Here is a 17113-nt window from a genome sequence, read left to right on the forward strand (position 1 = left end):
CTATTCGGGTTCTTGACAATCCACCAGCGGATGTACGGGGCTGACATCCGATACTAAGGTACAGGCTCCTCGTCGGTGCGGGTCGAATGAAGCTGAAAGAGTCGGGCATTAAGTCGTGCTGTCTGCTGTCAGCCGGCAAGCCATTGAGGGAGGCTGAATTCGACCGACTACTGCACGGTTCCTCTGTTTCACATTTGAGTTTGCCCTGCCGAAATAAGTAAGGCGATATGAATTGCGTTGACTGCCGGTACCCGGCCTCTCAAGGCGGGATGCGACGCTCCTCGAATACACCGAAAACCCTTGCTGCCCAAGCCGACGAGACAAAGGGTGCCGCTGATGGCGGTCGACTAACGACCTCTACGTGGCTGCCACACCACCAGCGCCGTGCTCTTGGGCACCACCGCGATATCGCGGCGCTGGTTACCTCGCAACACGGCTACCTCCTCGGCCATTTCCTTGAGCCGCGACTGCAGCGCCTCGACCTGGTTGGTCAGCTCGATGATGCGCTTGATGCCGGCGAGGTTGACGCCTTCGTCCTGCGAGAGCCGCTGCACCTCGCGCAGCAGATCCACGTCGTGCTGCGAATAGCGCCGCCCGCCACCGGAAGTGCGGCGCGGGATGACCAGTCCGAGGCGATCGTAGGTACGCAACGTCTGCGCATGCATGCCGGCCAGTTCGGCCGCCACCGAGATCAAAAACGTCCGGGCATCCTCTCGCTTAGGGTTTTTCGCCATCAGCGATTACCTGCCCATCCGGCCCGCGGGTTGAAACCACTGGACTGCTCGGCCTCCGCATACGCCTTAAGCGCCTCCTCCGCAGCGCCTTCCAAGTTCGGCGGCACAGCGACTTTCACGGTGACAAGCAAGTCCCCGCTGCCACCGCTGCGCTTGGGCACACCGCGTCCACGCACCCGCAGGATGCGGCCGTCGGCGGTGCCTTTGGGCACCCGAACGCCGACCTTTCCGTCCAGTGTGGGCACTGAAAGTGTTGAACCCAAAGCTAATTCGCTGAAGCTGACCGGCACGGTGACGGTAAGGTCGTCGCCGTCGCGGGCGAAGACCTTGTCCGGCCGCACATGCACCGTCACGTACAGATCGCCCGACGGTGCACCGCGTAAGCCCGCCTCACCCTGCCCGGGTAACCGGATACGTTGTCCGTCTTCGACTCCGGGTGGGATCCGCACATTGATGGTGCGGGTGCGGGTGGTGACACCGGTACCTTTGCACTCATCGCAGGGGTGCTCGATGATCGAGCCGCTGCCCCGGCAGTCGGTGCAGGGCTCGGAGAATCCGAACGCCCCCTGGTTGCTGCTGACCACACCGGCGCCGTTACAGGTGGGACACACCTTCGGGCTGGTGCCCGGGCGTGCCCCGCTGCCATGACAATTCGTGCACGGCGCCGGGCTGGTGAGTCGAAGCGGCATCGCGACGCCATTGGCGGCCTCGACGAAATCCAGCTCGGTCTCGGTTTCCAGATCGTTGCCGCGCCGGGGCCGGCTGGGACGAGCGCTCGCACCCCGTCCGAACAGACCGCCGAACAAGTCACCGATGTTGGTCCCGCCGCTACGGCCCGCGGCGTCGAACAAATCGTTGAGATTGAACTCGGCGCCGTCGCCACCCACGTTGAAACCGCCGAAGCCGCCGGTGTCGAACCTTCGACCACCAAGACCACCGCCGGCGAAGAGTCGACGGGTTTCGTCGTACTCTTTGCGCTTGGCGGTATCCGAGAGCACGTTGTGTGCTTCCGACACCGCTTTGAACCGTTCACCGGCGGCGGGGTTGTCGGGATTCGCGTCCGGATGCAGATCACGCGCCAACTTGCGATAGGCGCGCTTTATCTCTTCGGGGCTGGCGTCGGGGGAGACGCCAAGCTCCTTATAGAAGTCCTTTTCGACCCATTCACGCTGAGCCATGTCGCGTCACCCCCTCGCACCTTTCGCTGTTTCCGTAGTCCTGATTCTGTGCCTTATTCACCGGAGGTGTCGTTATTTTCGCCGGTGTCGTTGTCAGCGGCTGTCTCGTTCACCGCGCTGATCTCGTCACCCACCGTGTCGACGACGCCGACCAGCGCGTGGCGCAGCACGCTTTCGCCCAGCTTGTAACCCTGTCGCAGCACGGTGCCGATCACCGGTCGAGAGCCATCGCCCTCGTGCTGAACCGCCTCGTGCAGCACCGGGTCGAAATCTTCGCCTTCGGCGCCGAACGCCACCAGCCCGAGCCCGGTCAGTGCGCTGTCCAGCTTGTCGGCTACCGACTTCAGCGGGCCCGACTCCAGGTCACCGTGCTTGCGCGCACGATCGAGATCGTCGAGTACACCAAGCAATTGGCTGACAACGCCGGCTTTAGCCCGATCCGCCGCGGCCTGCTGATCGCGAAGCGCCCGCTTGCGGTAGTTCGCAAAGTCGGCCTGCACCCGCTGCAAATCGGCGGTCAGCTCGGCGACCTTGCCGGCGTCTTGCTCCGTCGCGGAACCCGCCGGGACGGTCCCTCCCGGCTCCCCTTGCTGGGGGCCGGGAGGGACGTTCCGTACTTCTCCGGTCTCGGGATCAATCCGCCGCTTGTCGGTCACAGTTACCTGTTCCTGCGGATTGCCTTCGGTCACTTGGACTCCCGGTCGTCGTCGACCACCTCCGCGTCCACGACATCATCAGCGGAGCCGGATGAGCCGCCGGACTCGGGGCTACCGGGCTGCGGCCCGGCCGCCTGAGTGGCTTCGTAGATCGCCTGACCCAGCGCCTGAGACTCCTGGCCCAGCTTCTCCATTGCCGACTTGATCGCCGAGATATCGGTGCCGCCCAGTGCCGACTTGGCATCGGCAATCGCGGCGTCGACCTTGGTCAGCGTGTCCTCGGGGACCTGCGACCCGCCCTCGGCTTCACGCTGCTCCTTGACGAACTTCTCCGTCTGGTAGACCAGCGATTCCGCCTGATTGCGGACGTCCGCCTCTTCGCGACGATTGCGGTCCTCCTCGGCGTGCGCCTCGGCGTCCTTGATCATCCGGTCGATCTCCTCCTTGGACAGGCCGGAGCCCTCCTGGATTTTGATCGTGTTCTCCTTGCCGGTGCCCTTGTCCTTGGCCGTGACGTGCACGATGCCGTTGGCGTCGATGTCGAAGGTGACCTCGATCTGCGGGACGCCTCGCGGAGCCGGCGGGATACCGGTCAACTCGAAGGAGCCGAGCAGCTTGTTGTGCGAAGCGATTTCGCGCTCGCCCTGGTACACCTGGATCTGCACCGACGGCTGGTTGTCATCGGCCGTGGTGAAGGTCTCCGAGCGTTTGGTCGGGATCGTGGTGTTGCGTTCGATGAGCTTGGTCATCACGCCACCCTTGGTCTCGATACCGAGGCTCAGCGGCGTCACATCAAGCAGCAGAACGTCTTTCACCTCACCCTTGAGGACACCCGCCTGCAGCGCGGCACCAACGGCCACGACCTCGTCGGGGTTGACGCCCTTGTTGGGCTCCTTACCACCGGTCATCTCCTTGACCAGTTCCGACACCGCGGGCATGCGGGTGGAACCACCCACCAACACCACGTGGTCGATCTCGGACACCGAGATGCCGGCGTCCTTGATCACGGACTGGAAGGGCTGACGGGTGCGGTCCAGCAGATCCTGTGTGATGCGCTGGAATTCGGCGCGGGTCAACTGCTCGTCGAGGAACAACGGGTTCTTGTCCGCGTCGACGGTGATGTAGGGCAGGTTGATCGAAGTGCTCTGCGAACTCGAGAGCTCGATCTTGGCCTTCTCGGCGGCCTCACGCAGCCGCTGCATCGCCATCTTGTCCTTGGTCAGGTCAATTCCGCTGGTGCCCTTGAACTTATCGACCAGCCATTCGACCACGCGGTCATCCCAGTCGTCCCCACCAAGGTGGTTGTCACCACTGGTGGCGCGGACCTCGACCACGCCCTCGCCGATCTCGAGCAGCGAGACGTCGAAGGTGCCACCGCCGAGGTCGAAGACCAGGATGGTCTGCTCCTTCTCGCCCTTGTCCAAACCGTAGGCCAGTGCCGCCGCGGTCGGCTCGTTGACGATGCGCAGCACATTCAGGCCGGCGATCTGGCCGGCTTCCTTGGTCGCCTGACGCTGGGCGTCGTTGAAGTAGGCGGGCACGGTGACGACCGCGTCGGCCACGTCCTCGCCCAGGTACGCCTCGGCGTCACGCTTCAGCTTCATCAGCACGCGGGCACTGATCTCCTGAGCGGTGTATTTCTTGTCGTCAATCTCGATGGACCAGTCGGTGCCCATGTGCCGCTTCACCGAACGGATGGTGCGGTCGACGTTAGTGACCGCCTGGTTCTTGGCGGGCTGACCGACGAGCACCTCACCGTTGCGCGCAAAGGCGACGACGGACGGGGTGGTGCGTGAGCCCTCGGAGTTGGCGACGACGACGGGGTCGCCACCTTCCAGGACTGCTACGACGGAGTTGGTGGTCCCGAGGTCGATACCGACCGCACGAGCCATAGTGATTCCTCCTGATTGTGTAGAGCTTGCTTGGTGCCACTATGCTGAGTGAACCCCGCTCAAGCCTGCCTTTGGGGGCGTCGGCCTGTCAACCCAGTATTGAGTCTGGGTCACTCAACTTGTCGATCATGCTAACGGCTGGCATCGGCAGCTTTGTTCCCGGGGGTCTGAAAATTCTTCCGGTAGTCATCGCCGCCCCTTTCCACCAGGCCAGACGGCGTCGAACCAAACTCGCCGCGTCATGGAAATGACGTTCTCGTTAATTTGCCATGTGTAGGACAACTAGGCAGTAGCGTCTGCACTGTTGTGCATCTGTCCCAGTCCTCCACGAGAAGGGCGAAAGCGTCATGGCTGCTCCGCGGGTCGTCGTTGCGCAGCGCGCAACGCATGAGTGTTGTCCCCGACTGCGATGAAGGCCGGTCGTTCGGCAGCGCGATTCGCGTGGTGGCACGAGTGGGCCGCGCCGCTGTGGATCGGTTGCAACTTCACTGCCTGGACTCGCCTGTTGATCCGTAACCGCTTCGCCGTGCACTGGAGCCGCTGGCATTTCGCGGTGCTCTACACGGTTCTCAGCGTCGTCAAATCTTTCCTGGGGATGTGGCAGAGGATCGTGTTCGGCAAGCGAGTCGCCAGCACGGCGATCGGCGATGCGCCGATCTTCATCGTCGGGCACTGGCGTACCGGCACCACCATGTTGCACGAGATGCTGGTCCTCGACGATCGCCACACCGGTCCGACGACTTACGAATGCATTGCGCCGCATCACTTTCTGCTGACCCAGCGGTTCGCCCGATTCGCGGAGTTCCTGACGTCGAAGCATCGCGCCATGGACAGCATGGATTTGAGCATGGCCCATCCGCAGGAAGACGAGTTCGCATGGTGCATGCTGGGCCTGCCCTCGCCGTACCTGACCATCGCGTTCCCGAATCGGCCGACCCAGGACGAGCAGTATCTGGATATGGACAAGCTGACCGCACGCGAGCTGGAAACGTGGAAACAGACCCTCTTCCGATTCGTTCAGCAGGTGTACTTCCGTCGCCGCAAGGCAATCGTCCTCAAGAGCCCGACGCACAGTTTCCGGATCAGGGTGCTGCTGGACATATTTCCGCAGGCGAAGTTCATCCACATCGTGCGCGATCCCTACGTCGTATATCCGTCGACCGTCAATCTTTTCAAGGCGTTCTCGCTTGTCCACGGCCTGCAACGGCCGACGTTTGAGGGGTTGAACGAAAACGTGCTGTCCACCTACCTCGACCTGTACCGGAAGCTGGACGAAGGCCACGAACTCGTTGACCCATCAAGGTTTTACGAATTGCGCTACGAGGATCTGGTCGGTGATCCTGAGGCGCACTTGCGCAAAATGTACGAGCACCTGGACCTGGGCGACTTCGACCGGTACGCGCCGCGCCTTCGGCAATACCTTGCTGACAAGGCGGCCTACCGGACGAACACCTACGAAATGACGATCGAACAGCGTGCGATCGTCACGGAGCGCTGGGCCGAGGTCATCGATCGCTACGGCTACGGGGTGGCGGCCAAGGGCGCGGCGTTAACGTGCGAAAAGGCATCCGTCGCAGGGTAATTCATCGGGAAGCGATTTCCTCGATCAGTGCGAGTACGGCGCGGGTGGCCGCGCTGGTCGATCGGGCCGCGGACGTGGTGACGAACAAACGCCATTCCAGGTCGTAGTCGCTCACCCGCAGCGTGGCCAAGCCGAAATCATCGATCTCGTCGAGGATGGTCCAGCTCAGGAAGCCGATCCCCAGACCGTTGCGGATGTAGGTGGCGGCCGTGCCGAGGTCGGCGACCTCCACCGCGACGGTCCGCTCGACGCCGGCGGCGGTGAACGCATTGTCGATCACGGTTCTGGTGCCGTATCCCGGTGGGCTGTCGACGAACGACATTCCCGCCAACTCGGCCAATGGCACCGAATCCCGTTGGGCGAGTGGATGATCGGCCGGCACCACTAGAAGCAGCGGGACGGCCGCAACGAGCCGGGCATTCAGGTCGGCCGGCGGCGGCCCGGTGAAGACGAGAAAGGCAACGTCGAGATCACCGTCGCGAAGCTGGCCGGCGAGCCCGGCCGAGCCGGCGCTGGCGGCACGCAAGTGCACCGTCACCCCGGGATGCCTGCTATGCAGTTCGGCCAGCACCGCGGGCATGTCGATCACGCTGATCGACGTTAAGATCCCCACCGCGACAGTGCCGCGGACAGAGCCGCGGGTGGCGTTGACAGCGTCCTTGGCCGCGCGGGCGGCGTCCAGGGTTTCGCGGGCGCGGGGTCGCAGCTCCTCTCCTGCGGGAGTCAGCTCGACTCCCGCAGAGCCCCGGACGAATAGCTCGGCGCCGAGTTCGCGTTCCAGGGCCTTGATCGTCGCCGACACACCCGATTGGACGACGTGCAGTTTCTTCGCGGCCTCAGTGAAGCTCCTGTTGTCCGCGACCGCCAGAAAGTACTCAAGATGGCGAAGCTCCATACAGCCATTATCACCGACTGTGCTGAGAGCCATCAAAACTTTTCGTTGGCCCTGATGTGGCGGGCAAACGTAGCGTCGTTTTCGTCGAGCGTGCCGTATCGCCCGTCGACCATCCCACCCCCGACCTTGCTGGACGTGCCAATGACTCTGCAAGCTCCCCCCCTGACCAGAACCCGAACGCGTTGGTCGTCTCCCTCCACCGACGACCAATTCGTCGTCGAGAACCCCGCCACCGGCCGGACCATCACCGTGGTCCAGGGAGCGGGGCCCAACGAGGTGGACCAGGCGGTGCGCAAAGCCCATGCCGCACACCTGCGCTGGAAGCAGCGGCCGGCCCGGGAGCGCGGTGCCTACCTGCGTGAGATCGCCAAAGTCATCCGCGCGCACGCGGATGAACTCGCGATGCTCGAGTCACGGGAAATGGGCAAGCCGATCGCCCAAGCGCGCCAGTTCGACCTCGAAGCGGCGATCTCCATCTTCGAATACTTCAGCAGCATCGTGGAGGCCCTGCCGAACCGGGCGCGCGACCACGACACCGTCCTGGACGTCACCACCCTGGAGCCGTACGGGGTGATCGCCGCCATCGTGCCGTTCAACTGGCCACCCATCCACACCGCCGGAAAGATCGCTCCGGCACTGGCTGTCGGCAATGCCGTCGTGGTGAAGCCACCGGAGCAGGCGCCCTCGGTGGTGCTGCGCATGGTGGAACTGATCCAGTCGGTGCTTCCGGACCGCGTAGTGCACGCCGTGCCCGGCAGGGGGGAGGTGGGTGCCGCCCTGGCCGGACACCGGCTGGTGGGCAAGGTCTCCTTCACCGGATCGCCGAGGACGGGTTCGGCAGTCATGCGCAATGCCGCCTGCAACCTCACCCCGACGCTGATGGAGCTGGGCGGAAAGAACCCGTTGGTCGTGTTCGATGACGCCAACGTGCACGAGGCGCTGTTGGCCGCCATTGACGGTGGTTTCTTCAACCAGGGCGAAGCGTGCACCGCGTCGTCGCGAATCCTGGTGCAGGACACGGTCTATGAGCAGTTCGCCGCGAAGTTGTGCAAAGCGGTGACTCGGTTGCGGGTGGGCGACGGCGCCGACGCCATGACCGATGTCGGGCCGTTGGTCACCCGCGCGCAGCAAAAGCAGGTGCTGGACTACCTCAAGCTCGGCGTGGCCGAGGGCGCGCGCATCGCGGCCCAGGCGCCGCTGCCCGAAGATCCCCGCCTGGCCGACGGCTTCTACGTATCACCAACCGTGCTGACCGACGTGACTCCGCGGATGCGGATCGCCCGGGAAGAGATCTTCGGTCCCGTGGTCACGTTGATCCCGTTCTCCGAAGAAGCTGAGGCGGTGCGGATCGCCAACAGCACACCGTTCGGATTGGTGGCGGCGGTGTTCACCCAGGACAGCGACCGCGCGTTGCGGGTGAGTCGGCAGATCCGGGCCGGCGCTGTGTTCGTCAACAACTACGTCCGGATTGCGATCGGCACCGGATTCGGCGGGGTCGGCCACAGCGGATTCGGACGCGAGCACGCCGAGGAGACGCTGAGCGAATACGGGTACACCAAGACGATCCGGTGGGCCGCCAAACGCGAAGAGCTGCCCTACTGGACCGCGGCCAGCCGGGTGCTGGCGACCTAAGGACAACTAAGTGCGAACCATCGCACTCGAAGAGCATTACGCCACAGCGGGGTTCCTGCGCGGACCGGGCAGCTGGCTCGCGTCGCGCGCGGGCGTGATCGAACCCATCGCCGATCTCGGCGACGGCCGCATCGCGGCGATGGACGAGGCGGGTGTCGATCTGGCGGTGCTCTCGCTGGCCGCGCCCGGCGTCGAACAACTCGACGGCCCCAAGGCCGCCCCGCTGGCCCGCGAATGCAACGACGAACTCGCGGCAGCGGTCGGCCGGTATCCCGGTCGGCTGGCGGGCTTCGCGACCATGCCGATCAGCGCGCCCGATGCGGCGGCCGACGAGCTGGAGCGAGCGATGCTCAAGCTCGGTTTCCTTGGCGCGGTGATCAACGGGCACAGCCAAGGCCGCTACCTGGACGACCCCTACTTCGAGCCGGTTCTCGATCGCGCCGCGGCGCTGAATGCTCCGATCTACCTGCACCCGACGATCCCGCCGACGGCCGTCATCGAGTCCAGCTACGCGGGGTTCGCGCCTGAAGTCACGTTCGCGCTGGCAACGGTGGGGTGGGGCTGGCACATCAACACCGCCACCCACGTGCTGCGGCTGATCCTTGGTGGCGTGTTCGACCGCTATCCGGAGTTGCAGGTGGTGATCGGGCACATGGGCGAGGCGACGTCGTTCATGCTGCCGCGATTCGACGCCACGTTGAAGCCGGAGCTGACCGGGCTCAAACACCCCGTCAGCACCTACCTACGACAGAACCTGACCTACACCTTCGCCAACTTCAACGACGAGGCGATGTACGCGAACCTGGTCGCACAAGTCGGCATCGACCGGGTGGCGTTCTCCGCCGACTATCCGTTCGGATCGATGAAGGCGGCCCGCGCCTTTCTGGACAACCTCCCCCTGACCGACGACGAGCGGGCACGCATCAGCCACCGCAACGCCGAAAAGCTGCTGGGTCTGTGAGCTAGCCGGGCTCGTCGACGTCCTGACCGCCGGCGAGGTCGGTGCAGTCGACGATCTCGACGTCGCGCCTGCTGCGCAGATACGCCCCGGCGCCTTGGTCTCCCGATATTTGGGCCATTACCTCGGGCCAGTGCCGCCGCGCGATGACGACCGGGTGCCCGGGCCGCTCGCCGAAGTGTGCGCGTGCCAGGCCGCTTGGCGAGGCGGTCGCGCGGCCCAGCACCCGCGCCACCACGGCGGGGCCCACGTCGGGGGTGTCGATCACATGCAGCACCGCGTAGTCGGCGTTCATGCGGTCGGCGTGAGCCAAGCCGTCGCGCACCGAGACGCTGAGCCCCTCGTGCCAAAGCGGCGCGGTGATCGCCGTGACCCCGGGCGGGGCCGGGACCTCGGCGGCGCCCATGACCACAACGACGTCGGTGCAGCCCCCGTCGCGCAGCGCGCCGACCGCGATCTCCAGCCAGCCCTGAACCAGGATTTTCGGCTTGCCGTACCGTCGGCCGGCACCCGCGGCCAGCAGGACTCCGACGTGCCGTGGCGGATCCGTGAACTGCGACAACCCCACCCTTCTATGATGGCATTCACTTGCTCGCTCGGCGAGCGCCCAACGACGCGGGCGCCGATGCCCAAGTCCGCCAAGCGGTTCCATCGCTGAGGCTGATGACACCGTTGGTCAGCGGCCGCGGACATTTCCTGCCACTCGGCGATAACACTTTGCTATCAGCGACATTTCAAAAGCGCGTCACCCCGGCACCTTGCCCCACCTCGTGCGTAATCTACGACTGATATCTCCGAACTTCGGGAGTGACGCGTGCGGTTTTCGCAGAACGCAAGGCGAGGCCTGGCGGGTGGTTCGCTGGTGCTCGCGGCCCTGCTGGCTAGTCCCCTGCTGACTTCGGGCTGCAGCTCCGTCATCGAGGGCCGGCCGGTCGCCGCGCCGGGTACCGGGCCCACCGAACCCTCGTTCCCCACGCCGAGGTCGAGCAGCGCGGCGGCACCGTCGAACCCCATCGCAGCCCCACCGACCACGCCGGCCAACCCGACCGCACCGGCCGGCGCCATCCCGCTGCCGCCCGATCAGAACGGCTATGTCTTCATCGAGACCAAGTCCGGCGTGACGCGCTGCCAGATCAATAAGGACAGCGTCGGGTGTGAGGCTGCGTTCACCGATTCACCCCTGCAGGATGGTGAGCACACCAACGGCGTCAACATCACCTCCGGGGGCTCTGTGCAGTGGATTTTGGGCAACCTGGGCGCCATTCCCACCGTCACAATCGACTACAAGACCTACGACGCTCAGGGCTGGACGATCGACGCGTCGGAAGCGGGCACCAGGTTCACCAACAGCCACACAGGCCACGGCATGTTCGTCAGTGTCGAGAAGGTCAGCACGTTCTAAGCGCGGGTCAGTACGATCGGTGCCGTGGCAGGCCCGCCGGACAACTTCAACAATGAGCCGACGCGGTACAGAGGTGTCGGTAGTGGCGATCGCCCGCAGGGCGATGAACCGCCGCCGCGAGGTCCCGACCGGTTCGAGGGTGGAGCATCGCTGGATCCTTTCGACGACGAGGGGACCGAGCCCACCGCCTGGCATCGCCGGCCTGTGGTGCTGATCGGCTGGGGCTTGATGGTCCTGATCCTGATCGCACTGATCGTCTACGGCATCATCGAGCTCATCGGGGACCAGGGCACCGGCAGCACGCCGAGCACCACCACGACGCCGTCGCACACCACCACCACAACGACGACCACGACCACCACCACCATGCCGCCGTCGACCACCACACCCACCACCACCGCGCCGCAGACGACCAGCACTGCGGTCGCCCCGCCGTCGCAACAACCGACCCGCCAAGAGCCAACGCGTCGGCATCACTGGCCGTCCTGGCTGCCCACGACCATCCCGGCCTTGCCCTAATGAGTTGGTTGCAATTAGGTCAACGTTTGACGGCCGATCGGAACCCGAGCGTGTGGGAGCCGCGTCCCCCCAACCACCGCCAGTAGTGTCGGCGACCATGGCAAGGCACGCGCCGGCGGACTATGGCGTCGATGAGCCGACCGTCTACATCCATTACGGCGACGACGTGTACGGCCCCGCGCAGCCCGTGACCGACGACCCGATTCCCGGTTGGCGCAAACCATTTGCGTTGACCGGGTGGGGCATCCTCATCGCGGTTCTGATCGCGCTGATCGTCTGGGGCATCGTCCAGCTCGCGCAGGGGCCCCCGCCACAGGAGCCGATCACCCGCACCACACCCGTGCCCACCACGACGACCACCCGGCCGTCGAGCAGCGCGAGCGTGGCTCCCCCGCAATCGAGCGAGCCGGCGACCACGACCAGCACACCTGAAGCTCCGACGGCGTCCACCGAGGAATCGACCCCGATGACCACGCCGACCACCTCGTCGAGCGAGGCGTACCCGCTGCCGCAACTGCCGTCGGTGATCACGCTGCCGGCACTGCCCGGGCTACCGACCGAGATCACGTTGCCGCCCGGCCTGTGAAAAGGGCTTCCACTTAGACTCGCGGGAACCCACAGTCACATGTACGACAAAACACAGGGGCAGGCCAGATGAGCGAGTCGCTCGGGTTGTCGATCGGGGTGGCCAACCTGGTCGCGGCCCGCGCTGATCGCGACGCGGTGACTCGCCGATCCGTGCTGACGTTGTTCGACCAGCAGGCATCCGAAGCCGGTCTGCCGGAGGAAAATCCGGACCCGGCTCAAGCCGGCCTGGTGATGCGCGGATTCGTCGAACGGGTCGGTGACCGAACTCCGTTGGTGGCAGCGGACGGGACGAAGTACCTCGGGGACGCGCTGACGGTCGAGGCGCTCGAGGCGATGGCGCGCGCTGTCGACTACGGCACGCCGGTCACCATCGCGGTCCCCGCGTACTGGTCACTGGAGCAGTCCTCGGCCCTGCGTGAGGAATTCTTCGCCCAGCCGGGACTGGCGCCGGGCGGCGTGCCGCCCGCCCTGATCTCTGATGCCACCGCCGCGCTCACGGCGCTGCGGACCGAGCCGGATTTCCCGACACAGGGTGTCGTCGCGTTGTGCGACTTCGGCGCCAGCGGCACCACCGTGACGCTCTGCGACGCCGGGTCGGACTTTGCACAGATCGGCCCGTCGGTTCGTTACCGGGATTTCTCCGGCGACGCGATCGACCAGCTCATCCTCGACCGGGTGCGCGACAGCGCGCCGAGCGACAGCTCCGGCGGCCAGGCCAGCACGACCCGGATGGGGTCGTTGGCCCGCCTGCTCGACCAATGCCGGACCGCCAAGGAAAGTCTGTCGACGGAGACGATCACCACCGTCCCGGCGGTCACCGGCGAGGATATCGAGCTGTCCCGCAACGAATTCGAGGACCTGATCTCCGGACCGCTGGACGAATTTGTCGCAGGCGTCGAAGACGTGTTGCAGCGCAACGAGATTCCGAAGACAAAGCTGGCCGCTGTGGCCACCGTGGGTGGCGGTGCCGTAATCCCGCTGCTCGGCACCCGCCTTTCCCAACGTCTCGAAGCGCCGATCCGCACCGCGCCGCAGCCGGGGTTGAGCGCCGCGATCGGCGCGGCCGCCTTCGGTCAGCAGCACCCCGCGGCCGGCGCGGCGGCGGCCAGTCCCGCCGTCGAGAACCCGACGCAACTGGCGAGCGCTGCACCGGCCGACATGACCCAAGCCCTCCCCGGCGCCCGGATCGAGGAAGAGCGCCCGCTGGCTTGGTCGGAGGACCAAGACGAGGACGATCCGGTCCCCTATAGCGGCCCTGAGCACAGCGGCCAATATGTCAGGGACGCAATGGGATTGGACTACACGGACGACGATCCTTACGCGGCCGAAGCCGACCCGTGGTACAAGCGCACCGCCGTGGTCTTGAGCCTGGCCGGTGCGGGCATTGCCATCCTGGTGGCCACGGTGCTGGCGTTGACCCTGGGCGAAGATAACACCACCCCGGTCCGGACCCCGCCGACCCAGCCAACGGCACCGCCACCCGAGCAGACCGTGACCGTGACCGAATCAACCGAGACGGTGACCGCACCGCCGCCACCGTCGACGACAACCACCGAGGCGCCCACAACGACTTATCAACCACCGCCCACCACGACGGCTCCACCGGTCACCACGACGGTTCCGCCGCCACCGCTGCCGACGGAACGGGAGCGACGCTGGCCGTGGCGGCGCTACTGAGGCTGGATGCGGGAACCGTGCGCGGCGAAGTCGGCCACTATCGCCTCAGCGCTGCGCACCGCGGCACGGCACGCCTTGGTGGTGAACGGGTCGTTGAGCGGATGTTCGGCTCGGCGGCGCCAGCGTTGTGCCGCGGCGAATGCCGCCCGCGGGCCCTCCTGGGGGTCAGCATTCTCGGAGTTCAGGCCCAGCCTGCTGGCCGGCCGAGTGCCCGATCCGCCGATGATGCGGCGCAGTGACGCCGCCTCTTCTTCATTCAATGATGTTGGGCGAGAAGCCAATTGACTAAGCATCCGAAGCTCTTCGAAACCATGCGTGTCCGCCAGCAGCGGGTCGATATCGGCGATGACGTACGGCGTCGCGACGATCGGGAAGACCTCGACAAATCGACGTAATGACACCAGCGCGGTGTGCGCCTTGAGCATGTCGGAACGCTGCGCGAATTGCTGATCGATGACCTCACGCAACGCCACCAGCCCACTGCGCTCCAGCAATTCGTCGGCGAGCCCCGCCGCATCGGCGACTCCGGCGGCCAGCACGGCGAGCGAAATCCGCAGGCCGAACATGCCGAACCGCTCCAGCAGCTGGGCGCGGGTCGCCGCGTCGACGGGCAGCGGACTGTCGACGCGGACGAAGCGGTCCACGCTGAGCATGGCCTTGCCGAGCATGGCCTTGTCGGCCGCGGCGAGCTTCTGCAGTGCGATGAACTCACTTTGGCGCAGCGTGCGCGCGGTCAGCGCCAGCAGCCCCGACACCGGCACCACGGCCTGGCAGATGCCGGTCTCATTCATCTCTCGGGTGAATCGCCGCGCTACGTCGGTTGCCGAGAGCATCGCATCGATGCGGCCGGCGCCGATCTCGTCGGCACGTGACGCCACCCCGATGATGCCCAGCGCACCGGCCGACCCGCCAACGAGTTGCCCAATCTGCTTGAGCAGGGCGATATCTGCGGCGTTGAGGGTGCGCAACAGGAACACCACGGCGTCCACCCGCGGCACCCCGTCGGGCGGTACCAGTAGCCGCAGCGTGCGCTCGGAGGCCTCACGCGTCAACGACGACGTTCCGGGGGTGTCGATAATGGTGGTATCGACCAGTTCTTCGGCGGGCCATTCGACGTCCAGGTCGGCCACGTCGGCGGGGTTGAGCGCCCGAAAATCGAACGTCAGCCCACCGCTGTGGCTAATCGGCACGTTAGAATGCCTTCCGCCCCAATGGTTGGCGGTGACCTTCGGGGTGGAACCGTGCCGGAACCACGTCACGATGCGGGTAGCCTCGGTGGCGTCGGTCGGTGCGATGTCTTGACCGACCAAAGCGTTGAGCAGAGTGGACTTTCCGGCTTTCAGCGTGCCGGCCAGCGCGATGCGGATCGGTTCGTTCAGCCGCGCACCGATGCGCTCTAGTTCGTAGAAGACCTCGGGCCGTTGCCGGAATGCCGGCTCACTACGGTAGGCCTGGATGGTCCCGCCCAGAATCGCACGAACTCGATCGCTAGTGCTCACACCCGTCCTACGGTCACCTGTGGCGTTAGTTTGTCCACATTGTCGGTGACTTGGTTCAAGATATTCAACTGCCGCTCGAGTTCACGGACTTTGGTGTCGCGTTCGGCTTCTTCGACGTGCGCCGAGGCGACGGTGGACTGCAGCGATTCGTTGAGCGAGCGGGTGATCTCGTTGGCGATGTCGCGGTAGTGGTCGCGCAGCGCGCGGTGGATGATTTTGAGCCTGTCTCGAGATTCCTTGCCGACCACGAACGAGATGTCGTCGACGAAGCGCCGCACATTGGTTTTGGCCTCGGCGCGCGCCCGCAACAGCCGATTCTCCTTATCCTCCTTGTACGCCATGCGGCCCAGGATCAGCCCGGCGCCCACGGACAGCGGGTTGAACAGCCCCAGTCCCGCTACCGAGGACAACATGCCGATCATCACCACGCCACCGTACGAACCACGCAGACCGCTCACCATTTTCTGGCCCTTGCCGGCCGGTTTGGAGTCCAGCTCGGAAACCGACTTGAGCCGGCCGAAATCCTCACCCATCGCACGTTGGCTCAGCTCGGGAGTCATCACCGAATCCAGTCCCGCCGCGGCGAACGAACGGCCGACGTCGTCGGCCAGCTCCTCGGCGCGTTGGTAGGCCCACACGAAGTTGTCCCCGACGGCGGTGGCGACCGCGTCCTCGACGTCGGCGCCGATCTCGGCCCAATGCCTCGTCGGGTCACACGAATCGATCTGGCGCTCGATGTCCTCGGTGAGCGAGCGGAATCGAGCCCGCATGTCGTGGTCGACGTCGGTGCTCAGGTCGGTGAATCCGTCGTTGAGCACCTGCTGCCACAGGGCGGTTTGTTCCAGCGCGTCGAGCGCATCGCGCTTGCGCCGCTCCAGGTCCTCGGCAAGTCGGTCACGCAGTCCCGGATCGTTGACGACCGCGAGTTCAGATCCCGCAGACATCGCCAATTGTTCTGCAGCCGAACGGATATCGCGTAACACCTCGTCGCGCACCCGATCGCTCTCCCGGGACAGCACCTTCTCGCTGAGGAATTTGACGATCGCTGGGAAGTTGGATTCCTCGTTGAGTTCGCCGTCGTTCTGCGAGACGGCGTGGCTGCGCAGCAGCGACGACACGGGCAGGATCGGCATCGGTACGCCGGCGCGCTGCAGGTGCGCGGTGTTGGCGCCGACGATGTCGCGCCAGTGCGGATAGAGATCAGTTTTGGTGGCTGCCAACACCCCAACGGGGCAGATCCGGTGTGCCTGCCGGATGAACCACATCTCCGGTTCGGTCAACTCCTGGCTGGTGTCGCTGACCATGATCAGCGCGTCCGCGTTGGGCAGCAGTCCAAGCGTCGCCGACAGGTGCGGCTGCCCGTGGCCCCCCACACCGGGAGTGTCGATGAACGCCAGCCCGCCTTGCAGCAGCGGGCTGGGCGCACCGATTTCGACGCGCAGCACCTCGCGACTGCCGGCTTGCGGCGCTCGGCGCAGGTCCTTGTTGATGTCGTCGATCGCGATGTCGACGGGCGCAGGCTCGCCGTTGGGTCCTGCCGCCACGATCAGCCGTGCCGACGGCGGGTCGCCGTGGCTGACGACCGTGATGACCACGGTGGCCTCGTCGTCGCCAACTCGCGCCACCGGCAGGTTGAGCAGCGAGTTGAGCAGCTGACTCTTGCCCTGTTTGAGTTGCCCGGCGATGACCACCCGGATCTGCGGGTCGGTGATGCGTTCGCGCGCCCGCGCCAGTCGCTGCGCGAGATCATTGCGCTCGTTCAGTTCGGCGATGGCAATGGTGTGGTCGATCAGCTCGACGATCACGCTGACCCGTCGAGGGTCATTGGGTTGAGTCACCGCGCTTCCCCACTTTCTCGCATCTGCGATTACGGTATGCGCGCGAATTGGCGGGGATCAAAG

General features: G+C 65.5%; 15 protein-coding genes. 7 read left to right on the plus strand and 8 right to left on the minus strand.

What is annotated here, in order from left to right; all coding sequences use genetic code 11:
* Positions 1-347 precede the first annotated feature (347 nt).
* The 4 genes from H7K34_RS21705 to dnaK are packed head-to-tail and all read right to left on the minus strand — an operon-like array spanning position 348 to position 4460.
* Positions 348-734 carry a heat shock protein transcriptional repressor HspR gene (locus H7K34_RS21705; RefSeq protein ID WP_264064086.1) on the minus strand — a complete coding sequence of 129 codons (387 nt, stop codon included), beginning with the start codon at positions 732-734 and terminating at the stop codon, positions 348-350.
* Positions 734-1912: a molecular chaperone DnaJ gene (dnaJ, locus tag H7K34_RS21710; protein ID WP_264064087.1), complete on the minus strand. Its 1179-nt coding sequence runs from the start codon at positions 1910-1912 to the stop codon at positions 734-736. The genes H7K34_RS21705 and dnaJ overlap by 1 nt, the downstream gene beginning before the upstream one ends.
* A gap of 53 nt (positions 1913-1965) precedes the next feature.
* The gene (grpE, locus tag H7K34_RS21715) at positions 1966-2601 is read right to left on the minus strand and encodes a nucleotide exchange factor GrpE (RefSeq protein ID WP_264064088.1); all 636 of its coding nucleotides are present in this window, start codon (positions 2599-2601) and stop codon (positions 1966-1968) included.
* Positions 2598-4460, minus strand: a complete 1863-nt coding sequence (gene dnaK / locus H7K34_RS21720) for a molecular chaperone DnaK (protein WP_264064089.1) — start codon at positions 4458-4460, stop codon at positions 2598-2600. The genes grpE and dnaK overlap by 4 nt, the downstream gene beginning before the upstream one ends.
* Before the next feature lie 409 nt (positions 4461-4869).
* On the opposite strand from dnaK, the gene H7K34_RS21725 reads away from it, so the two are divergent.
* Entirely contained in the window at positions 4870-6042 is a 1173-nt protein-coding gene (locus H7K34_RS21725; protein ID WP_264064090.1) for a sulfotransferase family protein, read from the plus strand.
* Between the two features lies 1 nt (position 6043).
* Here the strand turns inward: H7K34_RS21725 and H7K34_RS21730 are convergent, their stop codons facing one another.
* Complete coding sequence (locus H7K34_RS21730) at positions 6044-6937, minus strand: LysR family transcriptional regulator (protein WP_108925943.1); 894 nt, start codon at positions 6935-6937, stop codon at positions 6044-6046.
* Between the two features lie 141 nt (positions 6938-7078).
* Here H7K34_RS21730 and H7K34_RS21735 point away from each other — a divergent pair, with 141 nt between their 5' ends.
* Both H7K34_RS21735 and H7K34_RS21740 read left to right on the plus strand, forming a co-directional pair.
* A complete protein-coding gene (locus tag H7K34_RS21735) occupies positions 7079-8569 on the plus strand; it encodes an aldehyde dehydrogenase family protein (protein ID WP_264064092.1) in 1491 nt (496 codons plus the stop codon).
* A 10-nt stretch (positions 8570-8579) separates the two neighbouring features.
* Positions 8580-9530: an amidohydrolase family protein gene (locus tag H7K34_RS21740; RefSeq protein WP_264064093.1), complete on the plus strand. Its 951-nt coding sequence runs from the start codon at positions 8580-8582 to the stop codon at positions 9528-9530.
* A 1-nt stretch (position 9531) separates the two neighbouring features.
* Here the strand turns inward: H7K34_RS21740 and H7K34_RS21745 are convergent, their stop codons facing one another.
* Positions 9532-10095, minus strand: a complete 564-nt coding sequence (locus H7K34_RS21745) for a nucleotidyltransferase family protein (protein ID WP_264064094.1) — start codon at positions 10093-10095, stop codon at positions 9532-9534.
* 246 nt (positions 10096-10341) lie between these two features.
* Between H7K34_RS21745 and H7K34_RS21750 the strand changes: the two genes are divergently transcribed.
* The 4 genes from H7K34_RS21750 (at position 10342) to H7K34_RS21765 (ending at position 13713) form a co-directional block, all read left to right on the plus strand.
* Positions 10342-10929 (plus strand): hypothetical protein, encoded by a 588-nt coding sequence (locus H7K34_RS21750; protein WP_108925939.1) that lies wholly within the window; start codon positions 10342-10344, stop codon positions 10927-10929.
* A gap of 15 nt (positions 10930-10944) precedes the next feature.
* A complete protein-coding gene (locus H7K34_RS21755) occupies positions 10945-11448 on the plus strand; it encodes a hypothetical protein (protein ID WP_372510867.1) in 504 nt (167 codons plus the stop codon).
* A gap of 97 nt (positions 11449-11545) precedes the next feature.
* Entirely contained in the window at positions 11546-12034 is a 489-nt protein-coding gene (locus H7K34_RS21760) for an oligopeptide transporter substrate-binding protein (RefSeq protein ID WP_264064096.1), read from the plus strand.
* A 68-nt stretch (positions 12035-12102) separates the two neighbouring features.
* Positions 12103-13713, plus strand: a complete 1611-nt coding sequence (locus H7K34_RS21765; RefSeq protein WP_264064097.1) for an Hsp70 family protein — start codon at positions 12103-12105, stop codon at positions 13711-13713.
* Here H7K34_RS21765 and iniC read toward each other — a convergent pair.
* The gene (iniC, locus tag H7K34_RS21770; RefSeq protein ID WP_264064098.1) at positions 13707-15212 is read right to left on the minus strand and encodes an isoniazid-induced dynamin-like GTPase IniC; all 1506 of its coding nucleotides are present in this window, start codon (positions 15210-15212) and stop codon (positions 13707-13709) included. The genes H7K34_RS21765 and iniC overlap by 7 nt on opposite strands.
* Positions 15209-17050: a dynamin-like GTPase family protein gene (locus tag H7K34_RS21775; RefSeq protein WP_264064099.1), complete on the minus strand. Its 1842-nt coding sequence runs from the start codon at positions 17048-17050 to the stop codon at positions 15209-15211. Before H7K34_RS21775 ends, iniC begins: the two co-directional genes overlap by 4 nt.
* Positions 17051-17113: the final 63 nt, after the last annotated feature.

Source organism: Mycobacterium montefiorense, assembly GCF_025823255.1.
GTDB lineage: Bacteria > Actinomycetota > Actinomycetes > Mycobacteriales > Mycobacteriaceae > Mycobacterium > Mycobacterium montefiorense.

Bases quoted from the DNA above. Each gene is read 5' to 3' on its own strand.
- dnaJ (WP_264064087.1), bottom strand. From the start codon at position 1,912: ATGGCTCAGCGTGAATGGGTCGAAAAGGACTTCTATAAGGAGCTTGGC.
- H7K34_RS21730 (WP_108925943.1), bottom strand. From the start codon at position 6,937: ATGGAGCTTCGCCATCTTGAGTACTTTCTGGCGGTCGCGGACAACAGG.
- H7K34_RS21735 (WP_264064092.1), top strand. From the start codon at position 7,079: ATGACTCTGCAAGCTCCCCCCCTGACCAGAACCCGAACGCGTTGGTCG.
- H7K34_RS21765 (WP_264064097.1), top strand. From the start codon at position 12,103: ATGAGCGAGTCGCTCGGGTTGTCGATCGGGGTGGCCAACCTGGTCGCG.
- H7K34_RS21705 (WP_264064086.1), bottom strand. From the start codon at position 734: ATGGCGAAAAACCCTAAGCGAGAGGATGCCCGGACGTTTTTGATCTCG.
- dnaK (WP_264064089.1), bottom strand. From the start codon at position 4,460: ATGGCTCGTGCGGTCGGTATCGACCTCGGGACCACCAACTCCGTCGTA.
- H7K34_RS21725 (WP_264064090.1), top strand. From the start codon at position 4,870: ATGAAGGCCGGTCGTTCGGCAGCGCGATTCGCGTGGTGGCACGAGTGG.
- H7K34_RS21760 (WP_264064096.1), top strand. From the start codon at position 11,546: ATGGCAAGGCACGCGCCGGCGGACTATGGCGTCGATGAGCCGACCGTC.